At 68.7% G+C, this 25,993-nt stretch carries 25 protein-coding genes, 4 tRNA genes and 2 pseudogenes; 24 read left to right on the plus strand and 7 right to left on the minus strand.

Going from position 1 to position 25,993, the window contains the following annotated elements:
- Positions 1-45: 45 nt before the first annotated feature.
- Positions 46-540: a YajQ family cyclic di-GMP-binding protein gene (locus ACNTMW_RS08475; protein ID WP_426632879.1), complete on the minus strand. Its 495-nt coding sequence runs from the start codon at positions 538-540 to the stop codon at positions 46-48.
- Positions 541-745: 205 nt separating this feature from the next.
- Here ACNTMW_RS08475 and ACNTMW_RS08480 point away from each other — a divergent pair.
- Both ACNTMW_RS08480 and ACNTMW_RS08485 read left to right on the plus strand, forming a co-directional pair.
- Positions 746-826 (plus strand) — tRNA-Tyr (locus tag ACNTMW_RS08480).
- A 464-nt stretch (positions 827-1,290) separates the two neighbouring features.
- A complete protein-coding gene (locus ACNTMW_RS08485) occupies positions 1,291-1,989 on the plus strand; it encodes a class I SAM-dependent methyltransferase (RefSeq protein WP_426632880.1) in 699 nt (232 codons plus the stop codon).
- Between the two features lie 197 nt (positions 1,990-2,186).
- Here the strand turns inward: ACNTMW_RS08485 and ACNTMW_RS08490 are convergent.
- Positions 2,187-3,493, minus strand: a pseudogene (locus tag ACNTMW_RS08490) (tyrosine-type recombinase/integrase); the annotation flags it as partial.
- A gap of 585 nt (positions 3,494-4,078) precedes the next feature.
- On the opposite strand from ACNTMW_RS08490, the gene ACNTMW_RS08495 reads away from it, so the two are divergent.
- Complete coding sequence (locus tag ACNTMW_RS08495) at positions 4,079-4,492, plus strand: peptidase inhibitor family I36 protein (protein WP_426633152.1); 414 nt, start codon at positions 4,079-4,081, stop codon at positions 4,490-4,492.
- A 422-nt stretch (positions 4,493-4,914) separates the two neighbouring features.
- Positions 4,915-5,607 (plus strand): hypothetical protein, encoded by a 693-nt coding sequence (locus ACNTMW_RS08500; protein WP_426632881.1) that lies wholly within the window; start codon positions 4,915-4,917, stop codon positions 5,605-5,607.
- A gap of 236 nt (positions 5,608-5,843) precedes the next feature.
- Here ACNTMW_RS08500 and ACNTMW_RS08505 read toward each other — a convergent pair whose 3' ends face one another.
- Complete coding sequence (locus ACNTMW_RS08505) at positions 5,844-6,236, minus strand: SCO5389 family protein (protein WP_426632882.1); 393 nt, start codon at positions 6,234-6,236, stop codon at positions 5,844-5,846.
- Between the two features lie 187 nt (positions 6,237-6,423).
- Positions 6,424-6,795: pseudogene (locus ACNTMW_RS08510) on the minus strand (UTRA domain-containing protein); the annotation flags it as partial.
- 98 nt (positions 6,796-6,893) lie between these two features.
- Between ACNTMW_RS08510 and ACNTMW_RS08515 the strand changes: the two are divergent.
- The gene (locus ACNTMW_RS08515; protein ID WP_426632883.1) at positions 6,894-7,178 is read left to right on the plus strand and encodes a hypothetical protein; all 285 of its coding nucleotides are present in this window, start codon (positions 6,894-6,896) and stop codon (positions 7,176-7,178) included.
- A 10-nt stretch (positions 7,179-7,188) separates the two neighbouring features.
- Here ACNTMW_RS08515 and ACNTMW_RS08520 read toward each other — a convergent pair whose 3' ends face one another.
- Positions 7,189-7,938, minus strand: a complete 750-nt coding sequence (locus ACNTMW_RS08520; protein WP_426632884.1) for a hypothetical protein — start codon at positions 7,936-7,938, stop codon at positions 7,189-7,191.
- Between the two features lie 216 nt (positions 7,939-8,154).
- Here ACNTMW_RS08520 and ACNTMW_RS08525 point away from each other — a divergent pair, with 216 nt between their 5' ends.
- Entirely contained in the window at positions 8,155-8,844 is a 690-nt protein-coding gene (locus ACNTMW_RS08525) for an adenylate kinase family protein (RefSeq protein WP_426632885.1), read from the plus strand.
- Between the two features lie 147 nt (positions 8,845-8,991).
- On the opposite strand, the gene ACNTMW_RS08530 is transcribed toward ACNTMW_RS08525, so the two are convergent.
- Together ACNTMW_RS08530 and ACNTMW_RS08535 are read right to left on the minus strand one after the other, a co-directional pair.
- Positions 8,992-9,348 carry a DUF6401 family natural product biosynthesis protein gene (locus tag ACNTMW_RS08530; protein ID WP_426632886.1) on the minus strand — a complete coding sequence of 119 codons (357 nt, stop codon included), beginning with the start codon at positions 9,346-9,348 and terminating at the stop codon, positions 8,992-8,994.
- Positions 9,349-9,408: 60 nt separating this feature from the next.
- A complete protein-coding gene (locus ACNTMW_RS08535) occupies positions 9,409-10,353 on the minus strand; it encodes a hypothetical protein (RefSeq protein WP_426632887.1) in 945 nt (314 codons plus the stop codon).
- Between the two features lie 348 nt (positions 10,354-10,701).
- Between ACNTMW_RS08535 and ACNTMW_RS08540 the strand changes: the two genes are divergently transcribed.
- The 18 genes from ACNTMW_RS08540 (at position 10,702) to rpoB (ending at position 25,940) form a co-directional block, all read left to right on the plus strand.
- Positions 10,702-10,923: a hypothetical protein gene (locus ACNTMW_RS08540; protein WP_426632888.1), complete on the plus strand. Its 222-nt coding sequence runs from the start codon at positions 10,702-10,704 to the stop codon at positions 10,921-10,923.
- Between the two features lie 354 nt (positions 10,924-11,277).
- The gene (locus ACNTMW_RS08545) at positions 11,278-11,400 is read left to right on the plus strand and encodes a hypothetical protein (RefSeq protein WP_426632889.1); all 123 of its coding nucleotides are present in this window, start codon (positions 11,278-11,280) and stop codon (positions 11,398-11,400) included.
- A 59-nt stretch (positions 11,401-11,459) separates the two neighbouring features.
- A complete protein-coding gene (locus ACNTMW_RS08550) occupies positions 11,460-14,006 on the plus strand; it encodes a putative bifunctional diguanylate cyclase/phosphodiesterase (RefSeq protein WP_426632890.1) in 2,547 nt (848 codons plus the stop codon).
- 101 nt (positions 14,007-14,107) lie between these two features.
- A tRNA-Thr gene (locus ACNTMW_RS08555) sits at positions 14,108-14,183 on the plus strand.
- A gap of 29 nt (positions 14,184-14,212) precedes the next feature.
- Positions 14,213-14,285: transfer RNA gene (locus ACNTMW_RS08560), tRNA-Met, on the plus strand.
- Between the two features lie 102 nt (positions 14,286-14,387).
- A complete protein-coding gene (gene rpmG / locus ACNTMW_RS08565; protein WP_167925014.1) occupies positions 14,388-14,555 on the plus strand; it encodes a 50S ribosomal protein L33 in 168 nt (55 codons plus the stop codon).
- 242 nt (positions 14,556-14,797) lie between these two features.
- Positions 14,798-15,244, plus strand: coding sequence for an FAS1-like dehydratase domain-containing protein (locus tag ACNTMW_RS08570; RefSeq protein WP_426632891.1), 447 nt, complete (start codon positions 14,798-14,800; stop codon positions 15,242-15,244).
- Position 15,245: 1 nt separating this feature from the next.
- Positions 15,246-15,653 (plus strand): MaoC family dehydratase, encoded by a 408-nt coding sequence (locus ACNTMW_RS08575; RefSeq protein WP_426632892.1) that lies wholly within the window; start codon positions 15,246-15,248, stop codon positions 15,651-15,653.
- Between the two features lie 217 nt (positions 15,654-15,870).
- Positions 15,871-15,943 (plus strand) — tRNA-Trp (locus ACNTMW_RS08580).
- A 169-nt stretch (positions 15,944-16,112) separates the two neighbouring features.
- Positions 16,113-16,496 carry a preprotein translocase subunit SecE gene (gene secE / locus ACNTMW_RS08585; protein ID WP_426632893.1) on the plus strand — a complete coding sequence of 128 codons (384 nt, stop codon included), beginning with the start codon at positions 16,113-16,115 and terminating at the stop codon, positions 16,494-16,496.
- A 64-nt stretch (positions 16,497-16,560) separates the two neighbouring features.
- Positions 16,561-17,361 (plus strand): transcription termination/antitermination protein NusG, encoded by an 801-nt coding sequence (gene nusG, locus ACNTMW_RS08590; protein WP_426633153.1) that lies wholly within the window; start codon positions 16,561-16,563, stop codon positions 17,359-17,361.
- A gap of 135 nt (positions 17,362-17,496) precedes the next feature.
- Entirely contained in the window at positions 17,497-17,928 is a 432-nt protein-coding gene (gene rplK, locus ACNTMW_RS08595; RefSeq protein WP_426632894.1) for a 50S ribosomal protein L11, read from the plus strand.
- Between the two features lie 65 nt (positions 17,929-17,993).
- The gene (gene rplA / locus ACNTMW_RS08600) at positions 17,994-18,710 is read left to right on the plus strand and encodes a 50S ribosomal protein L1 (protein ID WP_426632895.1); all 717 of its coding nucleotides are present in this window, start codon (positions 17,994-17,996) and stop codon (positions 18,708-18,710) included.
- 81 nt (positions 18,711-18,791) lie between these two features.
- Complete coding sequence (locus tag ACNTMW_RS08605) at positions 18,792-19,580, plus strand: ATP-binding cassette domain-containing protein (RefSeq protein WP_426632896.1); 789 nt, start codon at positions 18,792-18,794, stop codon at positions 19,578-19,580.
- Positions 19,577-20,269 (plus strand): hypothetical protein, encoded by a 693-nt coding sequence (locus tag ACNTMW_RS08610; protein ID WP_426632897.1) that lies wholly within the window; start codon positions 19,577-19,579, stop codon positions 20,267-20,269. Before ACNTMW_RS08605 ends, ACNTMW_RS08610 begins: the two co-directional genes overlap by 4 nt.
- Before the next feature lie 413 nt (positions 20,270-20,682).
- The gene (gene rplJ / locus ACNTMW_RS08615) at positions 20,683-21,255 is read left to right on the plus strand and encodes a 50S ribosomal protein L10 (protein WP_426632898.1); all 573 of its coding nucleotides are present in this window, start codon (positions 20,683-20,685) and stop codon (positions 21,253-21,255) included.
- 35 nt (positions 21,256-21,290) lie between these two features.
- On the plus strand, positions 21,291-21,677 hold the full coding sequence (rplL, locus tag ACNTMW_RS08620) for a 50S ribosomal protein L7/L12 (protein ID WP_426632899.1): 387 nt from the start codon (positions 21,291-21,293) through the stop codon (positions 21,675-21,677).
- 831 nt (positions 21,678-22,508) lie between these two features.
- The gene (rpoB, locus tag ACNTMW_RS08625; protein ID WP_426632900.1) at positions 22,509-25,940 is read left to right on the plus strand and encodes a DNA-directed RNA polymerase subunit beta; all 3,432 of its coding nucleotides are present in this window, start codon (positions 22,509-22,511) and stop codon (positions 25,938-25,940) included.
- Positions 25,941-25,993 lie beyond the last annotated feature (53 nt).

Below are 25,993 nucleotides of genomic sequence, written 5' to 3' on the forward strand. Positions count from 1 at the left end.
ACCAAGGGGTGGCCCGGAGGTGCGATCAGGTCCGGTAGGTCGTGCTCACCGGTAGTTGGTGAACTGGAGCGCCACCCCGAAGTCCTCCTGCTTGAGCAGCGCGATCACGGCCTGCAGGTCGTCCCTCTTCTTGCCGGTCACCCGGAGCTGGTCACCCTGGATCTGCGCCTGGACGCCCTTCGGGCCCTCGTCCCGGATCTTCTTGCTGATCGCCTTGGCCTTCTCCGACTCGATGCCCTGGACGATCTTGCACTCGATCCGGTGCACCTTGCCGGACTGCTTGGGCTCGCCGCAGTCCAGCGACTTCAGTGAGATGTTGCGCTTGACCAGCTTCTCCTTGAAGACCTCCAGCGCGGCGCGGGCACGCTCCTCGGTTTCGGCCTGCAACGTGACCGCGTTCTCGCCGGCCCACTTGATCTCGGCGCCGGTGCCCCTGAAGTCGAACCGGGTGCCCAGTTCCTTCTCTGCCTGGTTGAGCGCGTTGTCGACCTCCTGCCGGTCGACCTTGCTGACGATGTCGAACGAGGGTGCCGCAGCCATTGGTGCTCCTGTGTCGGGATGCTTCGGTGGTGTTGCCGTACCCATTCTGGTCTGATCTCAGCGTGCACGACCGGGCGGCGCCGCGCGGGGCCGGGGGTGCCCTGGAGGCGGGGCCGGCCCCGTGCGGCCCACCCGTTTGCAGACACCCCGGGGGGTACCGCTATTCTTACGTGCGCTGCCGCGCACTGCGGGCGCGGCACCCTGAGGCGGGTTGCCCGAGCGGCCAATGGGAGCGGACTGTAAATCCGTCGCGAAAGCTACAGAGGTTCGAATCCTCTACCCGCCACAGCAGGGAAGATCGGCCCCTGACCTGGGAAAACCGGGTCAGGGGCCGATCTCGTTGGTCCCGTTGAGTCTCACTCCGGACCGCTTGATCTCACGGGTTGTGTCGCATACGTGTCGCCGAGATCAACTCGGTTCGGCCTCCTCGCCAGGGGTGTCCCGTCTCAAGCGATCTGGCGTCCGTCTCGTTGTAGCTGGCGACGTTGCGCTGCGTCCCATTGAATCTGTCGCCGACGGGGTTCTGGGGTGCGCTCGTCTCGTTGAAGGTGGCGCATCACGCGTGTCGTCTCACTGAAGGGTGGCTTCGGAACTGGTAGCGTGCGCGGCTGAAGATCGAGGAGCGGCTATCTCTGCGACGTGGAGGTGAGGGTGGAGTCGGCGGCGCTGGCGGTGCCGAGGGCCGATGCGTCGTTCGACCGTGCCCGAGACATACCCATCCACCTCACTCCAAGCTTAAGGAGCTGACCAGTGACAGCAGTCGCGACATCGTTGGATGACGGGAACACATCCGGGTCGCCGGACCGGAACGCTGACGGCTGGTTGGCAGATACGCGGACGTCCTACGACACGGTCGCCGAGAGCTACGCAGACTTCGTGCGCGATTCTCTGGCCGGGGAGCCGGACCTGCGCGCGGCGCTGGCGCTGTTCGCTGACCTGGTCCACGCAGCCGGCGGCGGGCCGGTCGCCGACGTGGGTTGCGGACCAGGGCAAGTCACCGCCCACCTGCACAAGCTGGGCGTCGACGCCTTCGGCATCGACCTGTCCCCGGCAATGATCGACCTGGCTCGGCGAGCCCACCCCGACCTGCGGTTCGAGGTGGGCTCGATGACGGACCTACCCCTTGCCGACGCCTCGATCGCCGCCCTGCTCGCGTTCTGGTCCATGATTCATGTCCCCGATGATGCGATCCCCACAGTTCTCGGCCATTTCCGGCGGGTACTGCGTCCCGGCGGACCATTGCTGCTCGGCTTCCACGTCGGCGACGAGACCCGGCTGAAGACGCAGGGCTACGGCGGCCACCCAATGAAGGTCTACGTCCACCGCCGCCAACCCGACCGGGTGGCAACCTGGCTGCACGACGCCGGATTCACCGTCAAGACTCAAATGCTGCTCGACCTCGACCAGAGCGTTCCACAAGCGGTCCTCATCGCCCACCGCCAGTCTTGACCTCGCCCGCGATTCACCTAGCGCTCGCCACATTCATCGAGACGCCGAGCCGCGTTCGGCGTCACCGCGCCGTCTTCGATGAGACTCCAACCCGAAGTCGTCTCATCGAAGTTGTCGTTGTCCAGGTCACAGCCCTGCACCTGCGCCAACTCGACTGAGACAGGACAAGGGGATATCCGCTCCGGTTCCGTCTGGGCCAGCGCGGCTTCGATCCGGCGACGCGCGGCCTCCTCCTGGCCGTAGACGCACTTCGCGTAGACCCGCATCAGGACGTGCACGCTGTGCCCGGCCCCCTCGGCTACCTGGGTCGCCGGCACCCCGGCGTTGAGCCAGAGCGACACAGCGGCGTGCCGCAGGTCGCAAGGGCGCCGGGCCAGCGGGGAGCGTTGCTGTGCCGGGGTCAGTACCTTCGTCCTGGCGTCCCGCCACGCCTTCCCGTAGGTGTTGCTCGGGATCGGTTGCCCGGCGGTGGGGACGTACCGGCCGCCGGGGCCGCGCCGGGTGACGAACAGCCTGCCGTCCGGTCCCGGCGGGTACTCCTTGATGTGGTGATCGAGAAGCCGTACCAGTGCCGGCGGGGCGGGCACGTCGCGGGTAGCTGCCTTCGCCCGGTGCTTGAGTCCCCGGCGCTCGGCGGTGCCGTCCCCATCGCCCCAGTCCCGACCCACCGCGACCGTCGATCCGGTCAGGTGCAGCACGCCCCACCCCCCACGCTGGGTGGGCCGCTCGTACTCGTCTTCGCGCAGGTGGAGCACTTCCTCCGGGGGCAAGGCCGAGTAGTACATGCACCCGAAGAACGCTTCCAGCTCGGGCACGCTGCGCCGTACCGCGGCGAGCAGCGCCCGCGCCTGGTCCGGGTTGACCACCGCCCGGCGGTCGACCTCATCGGCCGCCTTCGGAGCGGTCCAGCTCACCAGGGACATCGGGTGGACGTCGAGTAGCCGCAGTTCGACGGCGTACTTGAGGGCGCCGGAGAAGACGGCTCGTTTGCGGGCGATCGTGCTGGGTGACGCCGGAGCGCCGTCCATCCGTAGGGCAAGCGTGTCGAGCGCCTTGCGGACCAGCGCGGCATCGGCGAGAGCGGTCAGGTCGACCGTGTTGGCCTTGAGCCACCGGACGGTGGCGGCGAGGTCGTCGGGTGGCTCCCCGGCGTCCCGGCGGGTCTTGCTGAACGCCCACCCGTAGAGCGCGGCGCGCATGGCCTTCTCGCTGGGTACGCCCCGATCCGTCGCCAGCAGGGCGGGCGTGACGGTGGCGAGCGTCTCGGCGATGCCCTTGCGGTGCTTGGCCGACGCTCGGGGCCACTTCATGTCCACGTACGCGACGGCGTGTTCGTACCACGATCGCGTGTTGCGCGCCCTCGCCGTCGGTTCCGGTAGGCCGCTGGCCTCGTCGAACGCCACCCCTCCCGCTGAGCAACCACCAGTTTCGAGCGGAAGCTCTCGGCCAGGGCGCGGGTGGCGAACGTGTCGCGGAACGGCCGGCCGGCCACCTTCCACCGGACGGTCCGGCACGTTTGATGTCGGCACTCACCAGGCAAATGACGGAACCGAGCGTCACGGTGACCGGGCGACGGTGGTCGACAGTTATCGCGTGCGGTGGACTCCACCGGCCGATATGCGCGGCGGGGGCGGCAGCATGGTCGTCTCGTACGACGGTGAGCCATATGCCTGGCGCGCCGAGGTTCGCAGGGACCGCACGGGCTGGCGGCTGTGGTCGGTCACCATCCCGCCGTGGTGCGGCGCGTACTCCCGCTGCGGAGCGGTCGCAGCGTCGCCGGAATCGCCTTGAAATGACAGAAAAGTTCAGAGATATGGGTTGGGCGGCCATGGAAGAGCCGCGGCAAAGAGAGATACCTCTTGGGTGGTCAGTGCGCAAGAGATTGTCTCAATGTTGACCCGTGTGAGCGTCCAGGATGGACTGCGGCACGGCTAGCGTTTCACTTGCCCTCAACGGTAGTCGGATCCATAACGATCGGATATCATCGATGTCTAGCCGTCGGCAATCATGCCCTTGCGGCATCGATGCAGAGGGAGAAGCTATGCGCCTAGGAAAGATCTCACGTCCGGTCGTCACCATCTTGTCAGCGATGATTTTGCTCTTAACCGGAACCGCGACGGCTGCTCAAGCCGCGGCTGCTCATGCTACGGCCGATCACGCTACGGTTCTGGCGGCCTGGGACTGCCCTGCCGGCAACCTTTGCGTCTGGAACGGATATGGCGGCACGGGATCCCGCTGCAGCTGGTCGGACGCGGACAACGACTGGGGTGCCGCCCCGGTTATCTGTTCGTGGGCGCCGTACAACAAAGTAAAGTCCATATACAACCGTGGGCAGAGCACCTCCTTCCTGGGAGTGATGCTGTACACCGCTGCCAATTACCCCTCTAACGGTATCTGGGGTTGCGAAGCCCAAGGCAGTAAGTTCACCTTCATTTCAGGCGTTAGCGACGGGGTCTGGTTGGCGTCACATCGTTGGACCAATAGTTTCCCGTACTGCACCTGATGCTGCATGCGTCTCATGTCGCATGCGTGTTGCGCGCTTGATGTGGGACGGTGTGTATGTAGCCCAGGACGACTGAGTTCGGCGCACTGTAAATCCGTCGCGAAAGCTACAGAGGTTCGAATCCTCTGCCCGCCACACGCAGGGACATCGGCCCCTGCCTGGGAGAATCCAGGCAGGGGCCGATGTTGTTCGGTCCGGATGGGTCCAGTCGGGCCCGGCTGTCTACGGCACGTTGTGGGCGGCTCGCGGGCGGGTCGATCATCGGCACTCTCAGTGTGGAAGAAGATCAGGGATGGCTGGTCAGGTTGCGCCTGCCCTGGTCAGATCGTCCCTGGTCAGACCGTCCCTGGTTGTCGGGCAGAGTCGGTAAGTGCGGGCAGTCTTGGCTGTACGGGTGGCGGTACAGCCACCAGGATGGCACTGTGCTCGCCGAACCGACGATGCTCCTTGTCCACAGTCCGCTCCTCACCTCGGCGACGTGGGACGCCCTGCGGCCGCACCTTGAAGCGGCGGGGTGGCACGTGGCGGTACTGGACCTTCGTCCCCTGGTCGAGGCGCCGTCCTTTCATACGGCGATGTGTGCGGAAGCGGCTGCCAGCGTTGCCGCCGGTGCGCCCACCGTCGTCGTCGGCCACAGTCGCGCGGGTGCCTACTTGCCCGGCATCGCCGACGCAGTCGGCAGCGACCGGCTAGACGTCGTCTTCCTGGACGCCCGGCTGCCGCACCCGGGCGCTAGCTGGGTTGGGTCACTGCCGCCGGAGCAGGGCAGGCGGCTGCGGGAGATGGCGGTGTCGGGCCGGCTGCCGGCGTGGGACACCTGGTTCCCCGCCGGTTCCGTCGATGGTCTCCTGCCCGACCCTGGCCAGCGGCGCCATGTGCTGCACGGCTTACCCGAGCTGTCGTGGAAGGTCGTTTCCGAGGTGCTGCCCGCGCCGGGTGGGGTGTGGCACTCCGCCAGGCGGATCTACCTCCAACTGAGTGCTGCGTACAGGTCTACGGCGGAGCAGGCGGAAGAATGTGGGTACCTGGTTCGGCGCATGGATGCCGATCACCTGGCGATGGTCACGCAGCCCGCGATGGTCACGGATCTACTTCTGTCGGCGTTGCGGGCGTAGCCAGTGATAGCTGAATCCATCACGGCGCTGCGGATCTCTCAGGCGGGCCGGGGTTCGGGGCGGAGCCTCGAGGTCTTCGAGGCCTTGTCGCCCGTCAGCGTGGCCGGCCGGGCCGGCCGGCGCGGCCCGTTTTGCGGGCCGCCTTGATTCTTCAAAGGTCGATTCGGTGGTAAAGAAGCCCGGCCCCCGATCGGGGGCCGGGCCTTCCGTTCTGGTCTCGTGGTCCAGTGCGTCGGTCAGCAGCTCAGGAGCTGTGGTGACTGGTTGAGCAGTTGGGCGCGGGGTGAGACGAAGTCCTGGTGCGTCGGGCTGTTGACGGCGTCCGGTCGGAACGCCGCGACCTTGCAGCAGTTCTGGAACTCCAGCTTCACGCCGAAGTGGCGCTCCAGGGCGCCGCGCATGGAGCTGCTGGCCAGTGCGCGCAGGAGTTGGCCTTGTTCGGCGTCGGTCGCAGGCACGGTGTTGTCGTCGGCGTACTGGCCGCCGTCCTGGTGCAGACGGTCGGCTACCTGGCTGACGACCTTCCATGCGTACGGCAGGCTGTCGCGGACGCACGCGATGAAGTCTTCGTCGGTGACCGGGCCGGCCTTCGCCCGGTCGAGCAGGGCTGCGGGTACTTGTAGGGACATGGCACCGCCTTCCTGAGGGGGACCGCTACGACGGGTCCCGCTTATCGCTAATGACATCCGTTTTCAGTAGTCGCGTCAAGCGGTGGGCGCCTGCGCAGAGGTGCATCGAGACGACGCGACCCCGGTCGGGGTCTCCCGCCGGGGCCGTGGTCTGTCGAGGGTGCCGGGTAGTGTCGCGCCCAGGGTGTCAGTCGCTATGGGTGTTGGGCGTTGGGCGTTGCGGATAGCGGGTCGACGCTGAGCGCGTACTCCAGTTCGTACCGGTGGGAGTCCGGTGGGAGTTGAGTCGGAGGCCGGCGGTTTCCACGGGCGTCTCACCCGCGTATGTCGTCCGCACGATGATGACTGGGGTTCCGGGTCGGAGCCGGAGCTGTGCGGCCTCGGACGGGCGTGGCATGCGGGAGCGCATGCGCTCGACCACGGTGGTTGGACGCATGCCGCTCGCGGTAAAACGATCGACCACGCCAGCGGCCATCAGTCGGCCTTCCTCGGGTCGCTCGATGATCGTGCCTCGCGTGATCGCTGTCGGCTCGTAGGAGTGAACGATCATCATGGGTTCGTCGTTCGCGTACGCCGCCGAACCGGGCGTGACGCCGGTGGGACCGCCCCCGGGTCGAGGTGCGCGCCCGCCGGCTCGGGCGGCTACGGTTGCAGATCATGGCTACCTACACCGGACTGGCGACCCTGGTCCTGGCCGACGGCACCAGGGAGCAAGGGCTCGTGACCCTTCGCTCCGGGCGGGCCGAGCCCGGTCAGCAACGACCGTGGAGCGGAACGTTCCGCCCCGACGACCCCGGTGCGGAGCTGACGGGCGCGCTCGGCGCGACCGTACCGATCGAACTGCGGATCGGCGGGACCGGCGAGGTTCTTCTGCAGGGGATGGAGTCCACCGGCGGGGACAACACGGTCCGGTTGGTCGGTAGCGGCCCACCTCCGTTCTGACCGCGTCGATCTACCCGGCTCGCCGCCGGGTCAGCATCCCGCCGCCGAGCACGATGACGGCACCGGTCATCAGCAGGGCGAACGCTACGAGTTCCCGGTGCGTGCCGGCGGTCCGCAGGATCGTGGGCAGTACGCCGTCCCACGCCGGTGTGGTGACCAGCAGTACCGCAGCCACGATCATCAGGGTGCCGAGGGCCTTCATCGGGCGGGTCGCCGGTGCGCGTCGCGGCTGGGGTTCGAACACCGCGCGATGGACGTCCGACCGCGCCTGCTCCTGTACGCGTACTGTCACCGCCTGCATCTTCGCCTGGTCCTTCTCCAGTTGCGCGCGCACGCTGGCGGTCTCGTCGGCGCTGGCGTTCTTCGGGTCGGCCAGCCAGCGCCATCGTGCCAGCGTGAACAGGGCCCGGTCGAACACCTGCTGCCACTCTTTCACGACCTCGCGGAAGGCGTCGGTACCGTGCAACTGGATCAGCGCGTCGAGCCGGGCGCGCTGGTCGGGCTCCGAGAACGTCCCGTCCCAGGGCTTGTCCTCGAGGATCACGGTGGCGATCTCGTCACGGGTACGGGAGAAGACGGTCAGAGCCTCGTCGTACGCCGAGACCCGTTCCCGGTACGACGCCAGGCCCCGCTCGTGTGCCTGCTGGGCCCGCCGCGCGACGGTGACGTGGTGGCTCTGTACGGCAGCCCCGAGGAGGGTCAGCGCGGCACCGGCCAGGATGCCTACGCCACCGACGATCGCCACACCGAAAGCGCTCACCTCCACGTCGCACCATCCCCTCGCCGTGGTCTGCGGCATGGAACCGTGGTCTGCGGCATGGAACTGCAGCGGGGTCGTACCCTGCGGCGCCGCGGCGCGCCGAAGTCAGATGGTGTCTACCCAGCATTCGGTGGCCGATGCCCGGCCCCGTACGGAGCCGGTTCCGAGGTGTGGCGATAAGTTGCCGATCGTACGGTGCGCTGGAAAAGTCGTATTGTGCACAAGTACGTGATCATGGGGGCTCCCGGCAGCGGCAAGGGCACCCAGGCCGCGATGCTGGCCCGTGATCTCGACCTGGTCCAGATTGCCGTCGGCGAGATGTTCCGGTGGCACGTCCAGCAGCACACCAAGATCGGCACCCGGGTTCGCCAGACCATGGCGGCGGGCGAACTGGTCAGCGACGACCTCGTGATGTCGCTGGTCGACGAGCGATTGCGGGCGCACGACTGGAACTACGGTTTCATCATCGACGGCTTCCCACGCAGCCCCCGCCAGGCCGAGTTCCTGATGGCCGACTACGACGTCGACGCCGTCATTCACCTGGACCTGCCCGCCGACGAGGTGCGCCGGCGGGTGCTCGGCCGCCGACTGTGCGGCCGCTGCGGTGCTGACTACGGCACGGTCGCCGGCGGAACGGCCGGCCACGGGACGACGGACGCCGGCGGAATCCCGGACGGTGGCCGTTGCCGCTCCTGTGGCGGCGAGATCGTCACGCGGGAGGACGACACGGACGAAGCGCTGGTGCGGCGGCTGCGGGAGTACCGCGAGAAGACGTACCCGGTACTGGAACTCCTGGGTCGCAAGGAGCGGGTGGTCACCGTCGACGCGCGGCCGGACCGGGCCACCGTCCAGCGGGAGATCCGGCAGGTGCTGGGCCTGCCCGAGTACCACGGTCAGCCCGGTTAGCCACGGCTCGGGACAGCCGACGGTCACCCGCGGCCCCGGCGCGAGGCGGTCGTCCGGTTCGGGTCGGTCGGGCGGAGTTCGGGTCGGTCGTGCGGGGTTCGGATTGGTCGTGCGGGGTTCGGGTCGGTCGGGCGGGGTTCGGGTCGGTCAGGCGCAGTCGAGGGTGCGCGCGAGCGCGCAGACGGCGGTCAGCCGAAGCTGGAACCAGTTGGCCCGTGACCAGTCCACGCTCTCCGGATCGGGTAGTTGCCGGCCCATCCGCGAGGCGGCGGCGACGACCGACGATCCGTACCCGGCGAGCGGCACCGCCGTGACGGTGAGGCCGTTGGCGGCGAGACTCTCCCGGATCGCCGCGGCGTGCTGGTCGACGGCTGCCAGCAGCCCGGGGATCCGAACCGCGGCGGCCAGCCCGTCCGCGCCGACCCGGGCCATGATGGCTCCGAGCACGGCGCCCGGCTCGGTGGCAGCCACGTGCTGGCCCGTCACCGGGAATTCGCTCGTCATTACCTCAATGTAGGACGGTTACCGCTGGTATGTGGGCGTCGCGACCAACCGGCACCCGTATCACACTCCCGCGCCGGTCTGCCGCGCTCGGCGTGCCAGATCCGCGAACGTGACGACGAAGCCGGACAGCACGGCCAGGACAGCGACGAGCGTGATCACTCCGGCGGTGGCGACCAGTGTCTCCCCGGCGACCAGCGCGGTGTCGCCGGTGAGTGTCGCGGTGTCGATCAGGCCGGAGACGACCGTGCCGATGATGACGGCCGTGGCTGCCGTGAGGTAGCTCACTGCTCCGGCGGTGACCAGCCGTACCCGTCGGGCCTCGGACCAGGTCGTGTACGACGCGAGCCAGGCCAGTACCGGCAGCACCGTGACGGCGTGCAGCAGCACGGCGTGCGCCGGCTTGAGCCAGCCGCCGTGCAGGTACGCGCCCTGCCGGTCACCGGCCGCCACCGACGTCACCCCGCCCGCGATCATCACGCCGCCGACCATGAGGGAGGCCATGAGAGTGCCGAGGCCGACCCGGACGGCGAGGCGCATGCTCGCCGGTGTGCCGGGTGCCGGCCGGGCGGCGGCCACGGTGAGCCACCCGAGGGTGACGAAGAGGACCAGACCGCCGACGGCGAGCGTCCGCATCACGGCGGCGTCGAACGGGGTCTCGTCGTTGAAGTGTGACGGCACGCCGCGCCAGCACTGCAGCGTCACGAGCGCCACCTCCGCGACGCTGGCCACGGCGAGAGCGCCGAGCAACCAGGTGCGGGTACGGGAACCGAGCGGCACGAAGCGCGCCACCCAGCAGACCGAGACGAGCGTGATGCCGAACGACAGGCCGAACGTCACCGCCTTGCGCCAGGAGACCGGACCCTCCCACGGCCCGCCGTCCACGGCGTAGACGGCGAGGTGGGCGAACCCGCTGAGGATCAGCGCACCGGCGATGGCGTAGCAGACCCGCTCGACGCGGCGCCCGGCGGTCCACAGTGAGGCGACGTCCCGTACCAGTTGGTCCATGGTGGGAGACGGTAGGGACCGGTCGGCTCCGGTACATCCGCCCACGGTCGACACCGCGGGGCCAACCACTGGCGTACGTGCCCGCCCGGCCGTACGCGTACCGCGGTACGTCCCTGGTGTCCAGGTGGCGGGAGCATCCCGTCCGGTGTGGCGTCGGACCCGGGTCGACCGCTCGCCGCCGTGGCCCGTTCCCGGCCGCGGTCCGTCATCCGTAGCCACCAATTGTGACCTGCGGTTATTCGCCACATCCGGCCGTGTCCGGCCGTGTCCGACCGTGTCCGAAGTCCGACTACCCCGGACGGGTGTCAATGGTGGCGAATGTTCTCGAACGTATGTTCTAATCTCTGCATGGAGCAACGGAAGCACTGGTGGAACGGGCGGTTCGCCAACCCGGCCCGTCGGGATGTCTTTCTGTGGAATGACGGCCGTCAGTGGCACGTCGAGGCGAGTCGGGGCAGCCTGACCAAGCGCTGCCGCCGGTTCGCCTTCGACGACGAGATGGCCGCGCTCACGATGGTCGATGTGTTGACCGGCACTCAGGGTGACGGCTGGCGTGTGGTCTCTCTCTGACTCCCTGCGGCGGCCGTAGGGAAGGTCCGCACTCCGGCCGCTCGTCCGGGACCGGCCGCGACGAGGGCGGCCGAACGCCCCGACGGCGGTCGGAGTGCGTGGCCCGGCCGTTCGTCCTAACGCGGACGAGTGGTTCGTTGGCTGACAAATATCCCCGAAGATGTGCCGGTGGGTCTGTTTCTCGCTAGTTGTCCATTGCCGTTCGTCTAGCCGGAATTAGCCGAAAGGACGAAAGGCGCGCCCTGTTCGGGCGACAGCGGTACACGCAATTTCGCCCCACGCAAAGATGTGGCACTATCTGGGGTACCCCTACCGTTGTCGGACTCGTGTATGAGAGCACAGGAGTGGAAGCAGATGCACAAGCGAACCCTGAGACGGTGGGCGTCCCGGTTGGGCTACGTGGCTGTTGGCCTGGCGACGTTCGCCGTGGCGCTCTCGACCTCTACGGTGACGGCGTCGGACTACGGCTGGTACTGAGTCGCTCCTGCGTTCGGCCGGTGTGGGCCTGAGGTAAGTGTGGAGCTGAGGGAGTTGTCGTGCCCGGACCTCGTTCGACGGCTCCCCGGTCAGAGCAGCTCGCCTGGTACGTAACGGCCACCTGTCTGCTGGTCTCGCTCGCGGTGGCGGTGCCGCTCGGCATCGCCGAGCCCGAACCACTGGCCGGTTGGCCCGTTGCGGCAATCTTCTTCTTCGGTCTGTTCTGGGCAGCTGAGGCGGTCCGGCTCAACTTCGACTTCCGGCGCCAGACGCTGGCGGTCTTCCCGGCGGAGATACCGCTCGTCCTGGCGCTGGCCTATCTGCCACCGCTGACGGTGGTCCTGCTGCGCTTCGCCGGGGCGCTCCTCGCCCAGCTGTACTGGCGGACGCCGACCGTCAAGTTTTACTTCAACCTGGCCGTGAGGCTGGCGGGCATGTCCGTCGCCGGGTTCGTCGTCTTCGCCACGGTGGGCTCCCCGGCCGGCCATCCGCTGCCGGCCGACAGGCCGGTCGTCTGGCTGGCGCTCGTCGCCGCCGCGTGCGCGAACTACCTGGTCAGTCTGGCCGCGGTGGCCGGTGTCATCGCGCTCGTGCAGGGCCGGACGTCGCCGCGTGACATGGCGCGGGCGGCGACGCCCGGCCTCTTCGTGGCTGCCATCAACGTGACGGTCGGTCTGAGCGTCCTGCTCATGATCCAGAAGAGCATCTGGTCGCTGCTGTTGCTCGCCGGACTGGGGCTCGTGCTGGTGAAGGCCTACCGCGCGTACGCGACGTTCGTGCGTCAGCACCGCAGCATGCGCGAGCTGTACGAGTTGATGAAGGCGGTCGAGGAGACCGGCCGCGACGGCACGGTCATCGACGTGCTGCTCGCCCGGGTCCGCGAGCTGATGCGGGCCGACTGCGCGACGCTGTGGCTGAACGCGTCGGGGCGCCACCCCGAACTGCTGCTGTCGGCGCGGGTGGACTACCAGGGTCTGCTGGACTCGGAGGGCAGCCCGGAGAAGCTCCGGCGGCGGGCCCTGGAGACCGGTCGCACCGTGGCCGTGGGCCCCAAGTTGGACGACGGTGAGCTGCTCGCCGAGTTGCGGGCCTGGGGCGGCAAGGACGCGATCGTCGTGCCACTGCGCTCCGGGGAGGCCGTGATCGGCACTCTCGAGGTCACCGGTCGGCTCAGTGACCTCGCCCACTTCAACGACGACGACGTGCGGCTGCTGGAGACCGTGGCGGCCCACGCGGCGGCGGCGGTGGAGAACTCGCGGTTGGTGGAGCGGCTGCGCTTCGACGCGTACCACGATGCGCTCACCGGCCTGCCCAACCGGCGCCGTATCCTCAGCGCCCTCGACGAGGCGATCAAGGTGCAGACGCCGGACGACGTCGTCGCGGCCCTGGTTTTCGACGTCGCGCGGCTGCGCCACCTCAACAACTCGCTCGGCCACACCGCCGGTGACAAGCTCCTCGTCGAGGTGGCTCGCCGGCTGCGCGACCTCGCTCCGCCGGCGGCGCTCGTCGGTCGGATCGGCGGCAACGAGTTCGCGCTCACCGTGCGCGTCGCCAACGCCGAGGCGGCCGTCGCGCTGGCCGTCGACATCCGCGAGTCGCTTCAGACCCCGCTGTCGTTCGGCGTCCTCACCACCGACGTCGACTGCGCGGTCGGCGTGGCCGTCCACCCCGACCACGCCGACGACTCCGCCACGCTGCTGCAGCGCGCCGACGTGGCCACCCACGCGGCGAAGGTCCGGCACACCTCGGTCCAGTTGTTCACCGAGAGCCTGGAGTCCCGGTCGGTGCGCCGGGTCGGCCTCGCGGGCGACCTGCGCCGCGCACTCGACGCGGGGGAGTTGCAGGTGTACTTCCAGCCCAAGGTCGGGCTGCGCGACCGCAGGCTGGTCGGCGTGGAGTGTCTGGCGCGCTGGGAGCACCCGGCGCACGGGGCCGTCGCGCCCGAGGACTTCGTCGCGGCCGCCGAGCACACCGGCCAGCTCGGCCGGCTGACCGAGGTGGTGCTGCGCGAAGGGCTGCGCCGCGCACGGGAGTGGCGGGACAGCGGCCGTGAACTGCCCGTGTCGGTCAACCTGTCGCCGCGTACCCTTCTCGACCCGGCGTTCCCGGGCCGGGTGGCCGAACTGCTGGACGGGTACGGGGTCGATCCCGCCCAGCTGACCCTCGAGATCAGTGCGGGCGGGGTGGTCGGGGGTCCCGACCGTCCGGTGCCGACCCTGCACGCGCTGCGTGCGCTGGGTGTCCGGCTGTCCGTCGACGACTTCGGCACGGAGTACTCGTCGTTGGGGCACCTGCGGCGACTGCCGGTGCAGGAGGTCAAGATCGACCGGACGTTCGTCCAGGGTATGGCGACCGATCCGGACGACCTCGCGATCGTGCGGGCCGTGGTCGATCTGTCCCGGCGGTTCGGGCTCAGCGTCGTCGCCGAGGGCGTGGAGAGCGAACTCACTCTCGGCCTGCTGGAGGAGATCGGCTGCGACGTCGGCCAGGGTTTCCTGTTCAGCCGGCCGCTGCCGTACGAGCGGCTGGACGCCTGGTACGCCGCGCAGACCCAGGCCGGCGCCGGGATCACCGGTGAGGTGCGCTGGCTACGAGCGGTGCCGTGAGGTGCGGCGCGCCGATCCGGTACTCGATTTCGCGGTTGCCGGCTTGGCGTGTACTCTTACCCGGTGCGCGGGCGAGGTTGGTCCGCGCAGGGTGCAAACCCGCCCCCTTAGCTCAGTCGGCAGAGCGTCTCCATGGTAAGGAGAAGGTCTACGGTTCGATTCCGTAAGGGGGCTCCACGGGTTCCCGCTCAGGCGGAGCCCGACTCGGCGGTGTAGCTCAGATGGCAGAGCAAGCGGCTCATAATCGCTGTGTCGCCGGTTCAAGTCCGGCCACCGCTACGGTGAATCCGGAGATCGGCAGAGCCCGCTTTGCAGATCTCTATAGGCGCGAGCTACGCTCTTACGCCGGCAACAGACCCACTTCGAGGAAGGCACTCCGCCGTGGCCAAGGCGACCGACGTACGTCCGAAGATCACGATGGCGTGTGTGGAGTGCAAGGAGCGCAACTACATCACGCGCAAGAACCGCCGCAACGACCCGGACCGCATTGAGCTGAAGAAGTTCTGCCCCCGCTGCGGCAAGCACACCGCGCACCGCGAGACGCGCTGACCGACATCCACACGCTCAGGTGGCGGCCCCGGGAACCCGGGTGCCGCCACTTTTTGTCCCGCGTGCTTGTCCCGCGTGACGCCGCCCAAGGCGCCGCCTTGATCCGTCCGGGTTCCCCCTCCCGGGGTGCCGTCTCGACCCGTCCGGGTGACCGTTCCCCGTCGTCGCCACTTCTTCGCCCGCCGCGGCCGCTCGGCGCCGTCGGCGTGCCGGGTACGGAGGGGAACCGGTAGGTTCGGCCCATGCCCATGGATCCCACCTTCGTCGGCCGCACCTACCCGCCGACGCCAAGCTACGAGGTCGGCCGCGAGAAGATCCGCGAGTTCGCCGCCGCCGTCGGTGCGACCAACCCGGCGCACACCGACCCGGCCGCCGCCCGGGCCCTGGGCCACCCCGACGTCGTCGCGCCGCCGACCTTTCCGTTCGTGATCACCATGCGGGCGAACGAGCAGATCGTCGAGGACCCGGCGCTGGGCATCGACTACAGCCGGGTGGTCCACGGCGACCAGCGTTTCCGCTACGCCCGTCCGGTGTACGCGGGAGACCGCCTGACCTGTGTGTGCGTGATCGAGGAGGTCATCTCCCGGGGCGGGCTCGACTTCCTGACCACCCGCACCGACGTGACGACCGAGGACGGCGAGGCCGTCGTGGCGGTCTGGACGAAGCTGGTCGTCCGGGGGGAGGACTGACATGGAGATCGGCGAGCGGCTCACACCGCACACGTTCCGGATCACCCGCGCCGACCTGGTGCGGTACGCCGGGGCGTCCGGCGACTTCAACCCGATCCACTGGAGCGACCGGGTCGCGACCAAGGTGGGTCTGCCCGGAGTGATCGCGCACGGGATGTACACGATGGCCCTCGCGGGCGAGGCGGTGCTCGCCTGGGCGGGGGACCCCGCCGCGGTCGTGGAGTACGGCGTGCGGTTCACCAAGCCGGTCATCGTCCCCGACGACGACGAGGGCGCCGAGGTGGTCGTCAGCGCGGTGGTCAAGGGCTTCACCGAGGAGGGGCACGCACAGCTGGACATCACGGCGACGTGTGGCGGCGACAAGGTGCTCGGCCAGGCCCGCGCCGTGGTCCGGCACCGGACCGCCTGATCGGCCCGGTCAGCCGGCCCGGTACGGGGGTCGGCTGGCCGCCTCGGTCGAGATCAGGTAGGTGGCGTTGCCCGCGCGGCGCCGGTCGGCCGGACTGTCGACGGGTACGTTGACCGGGGCGGTTGGGAAAGCGGGCGGGTTACCCGTACACTGGTCCGCCGTGGGGTGTGTACCCCTGTCTCGGCGCACGTCTGAGCCAGGAGTCTCCTCCTCACAGAGGGGTGTGGCGCAATTGGCAGCGCAGCGGTCTCCAAAACCGCAGGTTGCAGGTTCGAGTCCTGTCGCCCCTGCGCCGAAGGGCCTGGCAGCCGGATGAGTCCGACGAGGGCGTTCGGTGGTTGGCATCGCCAGAGGTGGTGTCGCGACCGTGGCGGCCAGTCGTCGGGCTGATCCCCGACGAACGCCGGGCCAGACCGTAGACGTGGGATGACCACCGCGACATCACGGAAGAGGGCGGAAGTGGCCGAGAGCAAGCGCCGCGGCGAGGACGCCGTGGACGAGCGCCTCGACGAGGGGCTCGACGGAGACGCCCTCCGCGACGACGCCCTCGACGAGAGGCTCGAGAAGCCGAAGCGGGCGGGTGCGGTCGACAAGTCGACCCAGGCGCCGACCAAGGCCAAGACCAAGGCCGGTGAGCGGCCTGGTGTGTTCGCCAGGATCCGCAACTTCTTTCGTGAGATCATCAGTGAGCTGGGTAAGGTCATCTGGCCGACCCGCAAGGAGCTGTTGACCTACACCACGGTCGTGGTGGTCTTCGTCGCGATCATGATGACCATCGTCGCATCGCTGGACTACGGCTTCGCGCGGGCTGTCCTGTTGGTGTTCGGCACCAAGGGGAAGTAAGAGTCGTCCGGCAACCGGCCGATACCGTGCGGCGGGAGCCGCAAAAGCAATGGAAGTGAGCAACGTGCCTGAGTACGACGAGGTCGAGGCCGGCGAGCTCGGCAACGACTCGACCGTCGCGACGGCGGCCCACGAGGTCGGCGGGACCGCGAGCGCCGACGCCACCACGGCGGCGGACGCCTCCGCCGACACGGACGCTCCGGCCGATGAGGCCGCCGCACCGGTCAGCGCCGCGTCCGCGGAGCTGACCGGCGACACCGACGGCGACGTCGCCGACCCGGTCGCCGAGCTGCGCGCCGCACTGCGCTTCGCGCCCGGCGACTGGTTCGTGGTCCACTCGTACGCCGGCTACGAGAACAAGGTCAAGACCAACCTCGAGACCCGCATCACCAGCCTCGACATGGAAGACTTCATCTACCAGGTCGAGGTACCGACCCGGGAAGAGGTCGAGGTCAAGAACGGCAAGCGGCTGCAGGTGCAGAACAAGGTCTTCCCGGGCTACATCCTGGTCCGCATGGAGCTGACCCCGGAGTCGTACTCCTGCGTCCGCAACACCCCCGGGGTGACCGGCTTCGTCGGTGCCACCGACCGCGCCGACCGGCCCGCGCCGCTGTCGCTGGACGAGGTCGTCAAGTGGCTCGCCCCGGCCGTGCAGCAGGAGAAGAAGGCCGGCGGCAAGCCCGAGATCAAGGTTCTCGACTTCGAGGTGGGCGACTCCGTCACCGTCACCGATGGTGCCTTCGCCTCGCTGCCCGCGACGATCAGTGAGATCAACGCAGACCAGCAGAAGCTCAAGGTGCTGGTTTCGATCTTCGGTCGAGAGACGCCGGTCGAACTCAACTTCAACCAGGTCGCGAAGCTCTAACCCGGCTGGGGTACTCTAGACCGTCCGGCCCGATCGCCGGCGCGTCTGCGTGCGCGCGTCCCGGCGACCGAGTGTCAAGCAGACCCGTCTCGTCCGGCAACGCGCCGGGTGAGCACCACGCCCAGGAAGACAGACATGCCTCCGAAGAAGAAGCTCGTCAAGACGTTCACGCTTCAGCTGCCGGCGGGCCAGGCGACCCCCGCGCCGCCGGTCGGCCCCGCGCTCGGTCAGCACGGCGTGAACATCATGGAGTTCGTCAAGGCGTACAACGCCGCCACCGAGTCGTCCCGCGGTGACATCGTCCCGGCGCAGATCAGCGTCTACGAGGACCGCACCTTCACGTTCGTGCTCAAGACCCCGCCCGCCGCGCGCCTGCTGATCAAGGCCGCCGGCATTCAGAAGGGTTCGGGTGTGCCGCACAAGGAGAAGGTCGGCTCGATCAACCGCGTGCAGCTGCGTGAGATCGCCGAGAAGAAGATGGCGGACCTCAACGCGAACGACATCGAGCAGGCCGAGAAGATCATCGCCGGCACCGCCCGGTCGATGGGTATCACCGTCGCCGAGTAGTCCGCAGACCACCACGTGGGAGGGCCGGGAAGCCGGTCCGCCAACGACCACAGGAGCAAAGACTTATGCAGCACGGCAAGAACTACCGCAAGGCGGCGGAACTGATCGACCGCGACGCGCTGTACAGCCCGGCGCAGGCGGTCAAGCTGGCCAAGCAGACCAGCCCGACCAAGTTCGACGCGACCGTCGAGGTCGCCATGCGGCTGGGCGTCGACCCGCGTAAGGCCGACCAGATGGTGCGTGGCGTGGTCAACCTGCCGCACGGCACCGGTAAGACCGCCCGCGTGATCGTCTTCGCGGCCGGTGACAAGGCCGCCGAGGCCGAGGCCGCCGGTGCGGACGCGGTCGGCACCGACGAGCTGGTCGCCCGTATCCAGGAGGGCTGGCTCGACTTCGACGCGGCGATCGCCACCCCCGACCAGATGGCCAAGATCGGCCGGATCGCGCGGATCCTGGGCCCGCGCGGTCTGATGCCGAACCCGAAGACCGGCACGGTGACCATGGACGTCACCAAGGCGGTCTCGGACATCAAGGGCGGAAAGATCACTTTCCGGGTGGACAAGCACGCCAACCTCCACCTGATCATCGGCAAGGCCAGCTTCGGCGAGACCCAGCTGATCGAGAACTACGCTGCCGTCCTCGACGAGGTACTGCGGGCGAAGCCGTCGGCGGCCAAGGGCAAGTACCTGAAGAAGGTCACGATGAGCACGACCATGGGGCCCGGCGTTCCGGTCGACCCCAACCGCACGCGCAACCTGACCGAGGAGGAAGCGGCCGAGTAGGGCCGACCGAAACGGTGCCGCCGGGTGCCCCCACGATCGTGGGGGCACCCGGCGGCTTTCTTGTTGGCTTAGGCTCACCGGGTGCGTATCGACGACGTGTGGCTGCGCTACGGCCGGCGTGGTCCCTGGGTGCTGCGCGAGGTGACGCTCGCCCTGCCGACGGGCGCCACGGCCGTCCTGCTCGGGCGCAACGGTGCCGGCAAGTCGACGCTGCTGCGCGCGATCGTCGGCACCCTCGTCCCGGCCCGGGGGCGGATCGGTGGCCGCCCGGCGACGATCGCCTGGGTCCCCGAGCGGTTCCCGGCCGACCAACCGTTCACGGTCATCGACTACCTGACCTTCATGGGCACCGTCCGCGGCATGCCGGCGGCGGCGGCCGCTACGGCCGCCCGGGACTGGGCCGGGCGGTTCGACCTCACGTCCTACCTCGATGTCCGGCTGCCGTCGCTGTCGAAGGGCACGGCGCAGAAGGTCGGCCTCACGCAGGCCCTGCTCACCAGGCCGGGCCTGCTCGTGCTCGACGAGCCGACCGAGGGTCTCGACGCCGCTGTCCTGGCCCAGTTGCCACTGGTGATCGCCGAGGTGACCGCCGCCGGTGGGTCGGTGGTGGTCAGCGACCACTCCGGCAAGCTGGTCGACCTGCCCGGAGCCCGCCGGTGGTCGGTGGCCGACGGGCGGGTCACGGCCGACGACCCGACGCCGGCGGAGGAGGCCCGTTGCGTGATCGAAGTGGCGGTCAGTGCCAGCCGCGCCGAGGCCACCGTCGCGCAGTTGCGCGCCGCGGGCCATGACGTGCTGGGCGTACGGCGCGAGCGGGCCGACGAGTCGGGCGTGCGACCCGAGCAGGTCGGCGAGCGGGGTGCCCGGTGATCGCGCTGGTCCGGATGCGCCTGGCGGGCTACGTGCGTACCGGCCGGGTCCTCGCGCCGCTGCTGGCCTCCCTGGCCGTGATCGGAATCCTGTACGGCGGGGGCGCGTCCCCGGCCGGCGAGGCGTACGGGGTGTCCGCCCTGCTCCTGACGCCGGTCCTGGCGTGGCAGACGAAGCTGCTGCTGGACGCGGAGCCGGACGTGCAGCGCCGGCTGGCCGTGGTGGCGCTCGGTTCACGCCGGCGGGAACAGGCCGCCGGGCTGCTGGCCGCCGCCGTCGCCGCGCTGCCGCTGGTGGTGTTCGCGATCGTCCTGCCCTGGCTGCTCGGTGGGATCCAACTGCACCCGCACCCCGGAGAGCCCGGTCTCGCCTCCGGTGTCTCCGTCGGGCTGTGGGCGCACCTCGTCCTGGTGCCGCCGGCGGTTGCCCTGGGTGCGCTGGCCAGCCGGGCCGTGACCGCCACGTTCGGGCTCGGTGCGATGGTGCTCGGCGGTGGAATGGTGGTCAGCCTCGTCTTCGGCCTACGGGGATCACCACTGTGGTGGCTCGTACCGCCCGTGATGTCGACCACCCGGCTCGCGGCGCACGGCTTCGCCCCTTCCGGCGTGGCGACGATCACCGTTCACGTCCTGGTCTGGACCGCGCTGGCGCTGGCCGGGTACGCGCGGATCCGGCGGGTACGGGTCTGACCGGGCGCTACCGTCGCTCCTGGCGTCAAGATCCGGGCAATGTCGCCCACATTGCTGTCTCCCGGGGCGCTGACACCGCAATGTTCGTGACATTGCGAGGATCTTGGGGGCGGCACGGGGCGTTACCCGTACCGCGATTTGGTGCAGCGTCGCGGCTCGCGTACCCTAGCTTGCGTAGTTCCACCCAAAGACCGCTGGTCGCCGTGTTCGCACGGTCGAAGGTCCCGTATCCGCGGGCGGCCCGCGCAGGGCGAACGTTCGGGGTCGGCTGGCGAGGCTGACCGAGCCGGAATGTTCGTAAGGACGGTTAGCGTATCGGCCCGTTTCGTGGGCCGACCCCGCCCCGTGCGCCCTGCGCCGGGGCGTCTCTCGTTTCCGGGCCGACCAGCCTGAAGCAACGAGAGAGGAGGGACATGGCGGACAAGCCGGTTCGGGCAGACAAGGCCACTGCGGTCGGTGAGCTGACCGAGCACTTCCGTAGCTCGTCGGCGACGCTGCTCACCGAGTACCGCGGCCTCACGGTCGCTCAGCTCAAGGAGTTGCGGCGCTCGCTGGGGCGGGAGACCACCTACGCCGTCGCCAAGAACACCTTGGCGAAGCGGGCGGCGAACGACGCGGGCTTCACTGGCCTTGACGATTTGTTCACCGGTCCTACCGCGCTCGCCTTCGTCGGCGGTGACCCCGTCGAGGCGGCCAAGGGCCTGCGTGACTTCGCGAAGGCCAACCCGCTTCTCGTCATCAAGGGCGGTGTCTTCGAGGGTCGTCCCATGTCTGCGGACGACGTCAAGAAGCTCGCCGACCTTGAGAGCCGCGAGGTACTGCTGGCCAAGCTGGCCGGCGCGATGAAGGCAAGCATGAGCAAGGCCGCGGCGACCTTCCAGGCTCCGCTGGCCCAGGCCGCGCGGCTTGCGGCGGCCCTGCAGGACAAGCGTGGGGCAGAAGGCGGCGCAGAGGCCGCTCCGGCCGAGGCTCCGGCCGAAGCCTGATCTCGATTTCGAAGCTAGGAAAGGAAAGCCAGATCATGGCTAAGCTCAGCACCGACGAGCTCCTCGACGCGTTCAAGGAAATGACGCTGATCGAGCTCTCCGAGTTCGTCAAGCAGTTCGAAGAGACCTTCGACGTCAAGGCCGCCGCTCCGGTCGCCGTCGCTGCCGCTCCGGGTGCCGCGGCTGCCGCTGCCCCGGCCGAGGAGGAGAAGGACGAGTTCGACGTCATCCTCGACGCCGACGGTGGCAAGAAGATCCAGGTCATCAAGGTCGTGCGCGAGCTGACCGGCCTGGGCCTGAAGGAGGCCAAGGACCTGGTCGAGGCCGCTCCGAAGCCGGTCCTGGAGAAGGCCAACAAGGAGACCGCGGAGAAGGCCAAGGCCAAGCTCGAGGCCGAGGGCGCCAAGGTCACCCTGAAGTAATCTCCGCGGCGCCATGCGCGCCGCGTCGACGGGGCGGTCGCCGCCGGGAACTCCCGGAGGTGACCGCCCCGTCGCGGTTTTGGGCCGAATCCGTTGTCGGGCCGCTTCGCGCGCCCCAGGGAACGGCTGTCGGGCCGCCTCGGCCGTCCGGGATCGGCTGTCCCGGGTCGGTGGTCGCCGAGGTCGTCCGGGATCGGCTGTCCCGGGTCGGTGGTCGCCGAGGTCGTCCGGGATCGGCTGTCCCGGGTCGGTGGTCGCCGAGGTCGTCCGGGATCGGCTGTCCCGGGTCGGTGGTCGCCGAGGTCGTCCGCCCTCCGGGGCGGTTCGTGCCCCGGCTTGAGCCGTCGACGGGTCGCGCCGTACCCTCATCCACATGATTCGGATCTTGGGTTATCCAAGACCGAAACGGGTCGTTTTCGCGCTAATCCGGGGGGTACCGCACCGGCTGTACGGTCGAACACGCGGCGCGCCGTTGCGAGAGCCCTTGACGGGGTGACCACGATCCAGGCACGCTGAAGCAGCACCACCCTTCCGCGGACGCCATGGCCAGCGCCGCATCCTCAGGAGTGGCCTCCGGGTCGCTCCTCCGGAGGTGGCCAAGGTCGGTGCCGAGAGGTCTCGGTCTCCGGATTTCCGGAGGTCAGAGGCGTATTTCGGTCACCTGCCGGTGGCGACTCGACAGCGGTTAGCCTTTCGGCTACACTGCTAGTTTGCGCTGTCTGCCGACTACCCCTCTGTCGTCGTGCGCCCAGCCGTGGGCGTTTTCGGCGGGGGTCTGTCGGGCTGCACGCGAAACGGCCGCCGCACCACCGGTCCTCGGAAGGACGCATCTTGGCAGCTTCCCGCCCTGCGAAGACCATTAATTCGTCGAGCGCATTCGCTCCCCGCCGGATCTCCTTCGGCAGGATCACCGAACACCTGGAGGTTCCCAACCTCCTCGCCATCCAGAACGAGTCATTCGACTGGCTGGTCGGCAACGAGGCTTGGCAGGCTCGGTCGGCTGGTGATCAGCACTCGCGCTCAGGTCTCGCGGAGATTCTCGACGAGATCAGTCCCATTGAGGACTTCTCCGGCACCATGTCGCTGTCTTTCTCGGCGCCACGCTTCGACGAGGTCAAGGCCTCGATCGAGGAGTGCAAGGAGAAGGACCTGACCTACTGCGCCCCGCTGTTCGTGACCGCGGAGTTCACCAACCACACCACTGGTGAGATCAAGAGCCAGACGGTGTTCATGGGTGACTTCCCGATGATGACGCCCAAGGGCACCTTCATCATCAACGGCACCGAGCGTGTCGTGGTCAGCCAGCTCGTCCGGTCCCCGGGCGTGTACTTCGACAAGCAGCCGGACAAGACCTCCGACCGCGATCTCTCCAGCGTGAAGGTCATCCCGAGCCGGGGTGCCTGGCTGGAGTTCGACATCGACAAGCGCGACACCGTCGGCGTGCGGATCGACCGCAAGCGCCGTCAGGCGGTGACCGTGCTGCTGAAGGCCATCGGCTGGACCAACGAGCGCATCCGTGAGCGCTTCGGCTGGTCCGAGCTGATGATGACCACGCTGGAAAAGGACCACATCGCCGGGCAGGACGAGGCGTTGCTGGACATCTACCGCAAGCTGCGGCCGGGCGAGCCGCCGACGCGGGAGAACGCCCAGACCCTGCTCGACAACCTGTTCTTCAACCCCAAGCGGTACGACCTGGCCAAGGTCGGCCGGTACAAGTTCAACAAGAAGCTCGAGATCGACGTGCCGATCACGACGGGCGTCCTCACCGAGGACGACATCGTCGCGACGGTCGAGTACCTCTGCAAGCTCCACACGGGCGAGGAGGGGTACGAGGCCGACGACATCGACCACTTCGGTAACCGCCGCCTGCGGACGGTCGGTGAGCTGATCCAGAACCAGGTCCGGGTCGGCCTGTCCCGGATGGAGCGGGTTGTCCGCGAGCGGATGACCACGCAGGACGTCGAGGCGATTACGCCGCAGACCCTGATCAACATCCGTCCCGTCGTGGCGGCGATCAAGGAGTTCTTCGGTACGTCGCAGCTGTCCCAGTTCATGGACCAGACCAACCCGCTGGCGGGCCTGACCCACCGCCGACGCCTCTCGGCGCTCGGCCCGGGTGGTCTGTCGCGTGAGCGGGCCGGCTTCGAGGTCCGTGACGTGCACCCGTCCCACTACGGCCGGATGTGCCCGATCGAGACGCCGGAAGGCCCGAACATCGGCCTGATCGGTGCGCTCTCCACGTTCGCGCGGGTCAACCCGTTCGGCTTCATCGAGACGCCGTACCGGAAGGTCGACGGTGGCCGGGTCACCGACCAGATCGACTACCTGACCGCCGACGAGGAGGACCGGCACGTCATCGCCCAGGCGAACGCGCCGCTGCAGTCCGACGGCCGGTTCGCCGAGGCCCGGGTCCTGGTCCGCCGCAAGGGCGGTGAGCTGGACAACGTCGCTCCCGAAGACGTGGACTACATGGACGTCTCGCCGCGCCAGATGGTGTCGGTCGCGACGGCCATGATCCCGTTCCTCGAGCACGACGACGCCAACCGTGCCCTGATGGGTGCGAACATGCAGCGCCAGGCCGTGCCGTTGGTGAAGGCCGAGTCGCCGCTGGTCGGTACCGGCATGGAGTACCGGGCGGCGACCGACGCCGGTGACGTCGTGCTGGCCGAGGAGGCCGGCGTCGTCGAGGACATGTGCGCCGACTACATCACGGTGCACCAGGACGACGGCCACCGCCGCACCTACCTGCTGCACAAGTTCCGCCGCTCCAACGCCGGCTCCTGCGTGAACCAGAAGCCGGTCGTCTTCGAGGGCCAGCGGGTCGAGCCCGGTCAGGTCCTCGCCGACGGTCCCTGCACCGACGAGGGCGAGATGGCGCTCGGGCGCAACCTGCTCGTGGCGTTCATGCCCTGGGAGGGGCACAACTACGAGGACGCGATCATCCTGTCGCAGCGCCTCGTGCAGGAGGACGTGCTCACCTCGATCCACATCGAGGAGCACGAGGTGGACGCCCGCGACACCAAGCTGGGTCCGGAGGAGATCACCCGCGACATCCCCAACGTCAGCGAGGAGATGCTCGCCGACCTGGACGAGCGGGGCATCATCCGGATCGGTGCCGAGGTCGTACCCGGGGACATCCTGGTCGGCAAGGTCACGCCGAAGGGCGAGACCGAGCTGACGCCGGAGGAGCGGCTGCTGCGCGCGATCTTCGGGGAGAAGGCGCGTGAGGTCCGTGACACCAGCCTCAAGGTGCCGCACGGCGAGACCGGCACGGTCATCGGCGTGCGCACGTTCAACCGTGAGGACGGCGACGAGCTGTCGCCGGGCGTCAACGAGCTGGTCCGGGTGTACGTGGCCCAGAAGCGCAAGATCCAGGACGGTGACAAGCTCGCGGGCCGCCACGGCAACAAGGGCGTCATCTCCAAGATCCTGCCGGTCGAGGACATGCCGTTCCTGGCCGATGGCACCCCGGTCGACATCGTGCTCAACCCGCTCGGCGTGCCGAGCCGGATGAACGTCGGTCAGGTGCTGGAGACGCACCTCGGCTGGGTCGCCAAGACCGGTTGGAAGGTCGACGGCGACGACGCCGAGTGGAAGAAGGCGCTTCGGTCGATCAACGCGCACGAGTCGGAGCCGGACACCAACGTGGCGACGCCGGTCTTCGACGGTGCCCGTGAGGAGGAGATCACCGGTCTGCTCGCGTCGAGCCTGCCCAACCGGGACGGCCAGCAGCTGGTGGGTGCCTCCGGTAAGGCACAGCTGTTCGACGGCCGGTCCGGCGAGCCGCTGCCCGACCCGATCGCGGTGGGCTACATCTACATCCTGAAGCTCAACCACCTGGTTGACGACAAGATCCACGCTCGGTCCACCGGTCCGTACTCGATGATCACGCAGCAGCCGCTGGGTGGTAAGGCGCAGTTCGGTGGTCAGCGCTTCGGTGAAATGGAGTGCTGGGCGATGCAGGCCTACGGCGCGGCCTACGCGCTGCAGGAGCTGCTGACAATCAAATCCGACGACGTTCTCGGCCGCGTCAAGGTCTACGAGGCCATCGTCAAGGGCGAGAACATTCCAGAGCCGGGTATCCCGGAGTCGTTCAAGGTGCTGCTCAAGGAGCTGCAGTCGCTGTGCCTCAACGTTGAGGTGCTCTCCAGCGACGGTGTGGCCCTGGAAATGCGCGAGACCGACGACGAGGTGTTCCGGGCGGCCGAGGAGCTGGGCATCGACCTGTCGCGGCGGGAGCCGAGCAGCGTCGAGGAAGTCTGATCCATCCGTGCGGGGGGTCGCCATCCGGCGGCCCCCGCCCGACCCCTGGCAAC

The organism is Planosporangium spinosum, from assembly GCF_049999945.1.
Lineage (GTDB): Bacteria > Actinomycetota > Actinomycetes > Mycobacteriales > Micromonosporaceae > Planosporangium > Planosporangium spinosum.

What these genes read in the sequence shown, in the direction of transcription:
- ACNTMW_RS08545 (WP_426632889.1), top strand. Translation starts at nt 11,278, where the DNA reads ATGCACAAGCGAACCCTGAGACGGTGGGCGTCCCGGTTGGGCTACGTG.
- rplJ (WP_426632898.1), top strand. Translation starts at nt 20,683, where the DNA reads ATGGCGGACAAGCCGGTTCGGGCAGACAAGGCCACTGCGGTCGGTGAG.
- rplL (WP_426632899.1), top strand. Translation starts at nt 21,291, where the DNA reads ATGGCTAAGCTCAGCACCGACGAGCTCCTCGACGCGTTCAAGGAAATG.
- ACNTMW_RS08515 (WP_426632883.1), top strand. Translation starts at nt 6,894, where the DNA reads ATGGCTACCTACACCGGACTGGCGACCCTGGTCCTGGCCGACGGCACC.
- ACNTMW_RS08475 (WP_426632879.1), bottom strand. Translation starts at nt 540, where the DNA reads ATGGCTGCGGCACCCTCGTTCGACATCGTCAGCAAGGTCGACCGGCAG.
- ACNTMW_RS08495 (WP_426633152.1), top strand. Translation starts at nt 4,079, where the DNA reads ATGATTTTGCTCTTAACCGGAACCGCGACGGCTGCTCAAGCCGCGGCT.
- ACNTMW_RS08575 (WP_426632892.1), top strand. Translation starts at nt 15,246, where the DNA reads ATGGAGATCGGCGAGCGGCTCACACCGCACACGTTCCGGATCACCCGC.
- rplK (WP_426632894.1), top strand. Translation starts at nt 17,497, where the DNA reads ATGCCTCCGAAGAAGAAGCTCGTCAAGACGTTCACGCTTCAGCTGCCG.
- ACNTMW_RS08540 (WP_426632888.1), top strand. Translation starts at nt 10,702, where the DNA reads ATGGAGCAACGGAAGCACTGGTGGAACGGGCGGTTCGCCAACCCGGCC.
- rplA (WP_426632895.1), top strand. Translation starts at nt 17,994, where the DNA reads ATGCAGCACGGCAAGAACTACCGCAAGGCGGCGGAACTGATCGACCGC.
- ACNTMW_RS08530 (WP_426632886.1), bottom strand. Translation starts at nt 9,348, where the DNA reads ATGACGAGCGAATTCCCGGTGACGGGCCAGCACGTGGCTGCCACCGAG.
- ACNTMW_RS08570 (WP_426632891.1), top strand. Translation starts at nt 14,798, where the DNA reads ATGCCCATGGATCCCACCTTCGTCGGCCGCACCTACCCGCCGACGCCA.
- ACNTMW_RS08535 (WP_426632887.1), bottom strand. Translation starts at nt 10,353, where the DNA reads ATGGACCAACTGGTACGGGACGTCGCCTCACTGTGGACCGCCGGGCGC.
- ACNTMW_RS08505 (WP_426632882.1), bottom strand. Translation starts at nt 6,236, where the DNA reads ATGTCCCTACAAGTACCCGCAGCCCTGCTCGACCGGGCGAAGGCCGGC.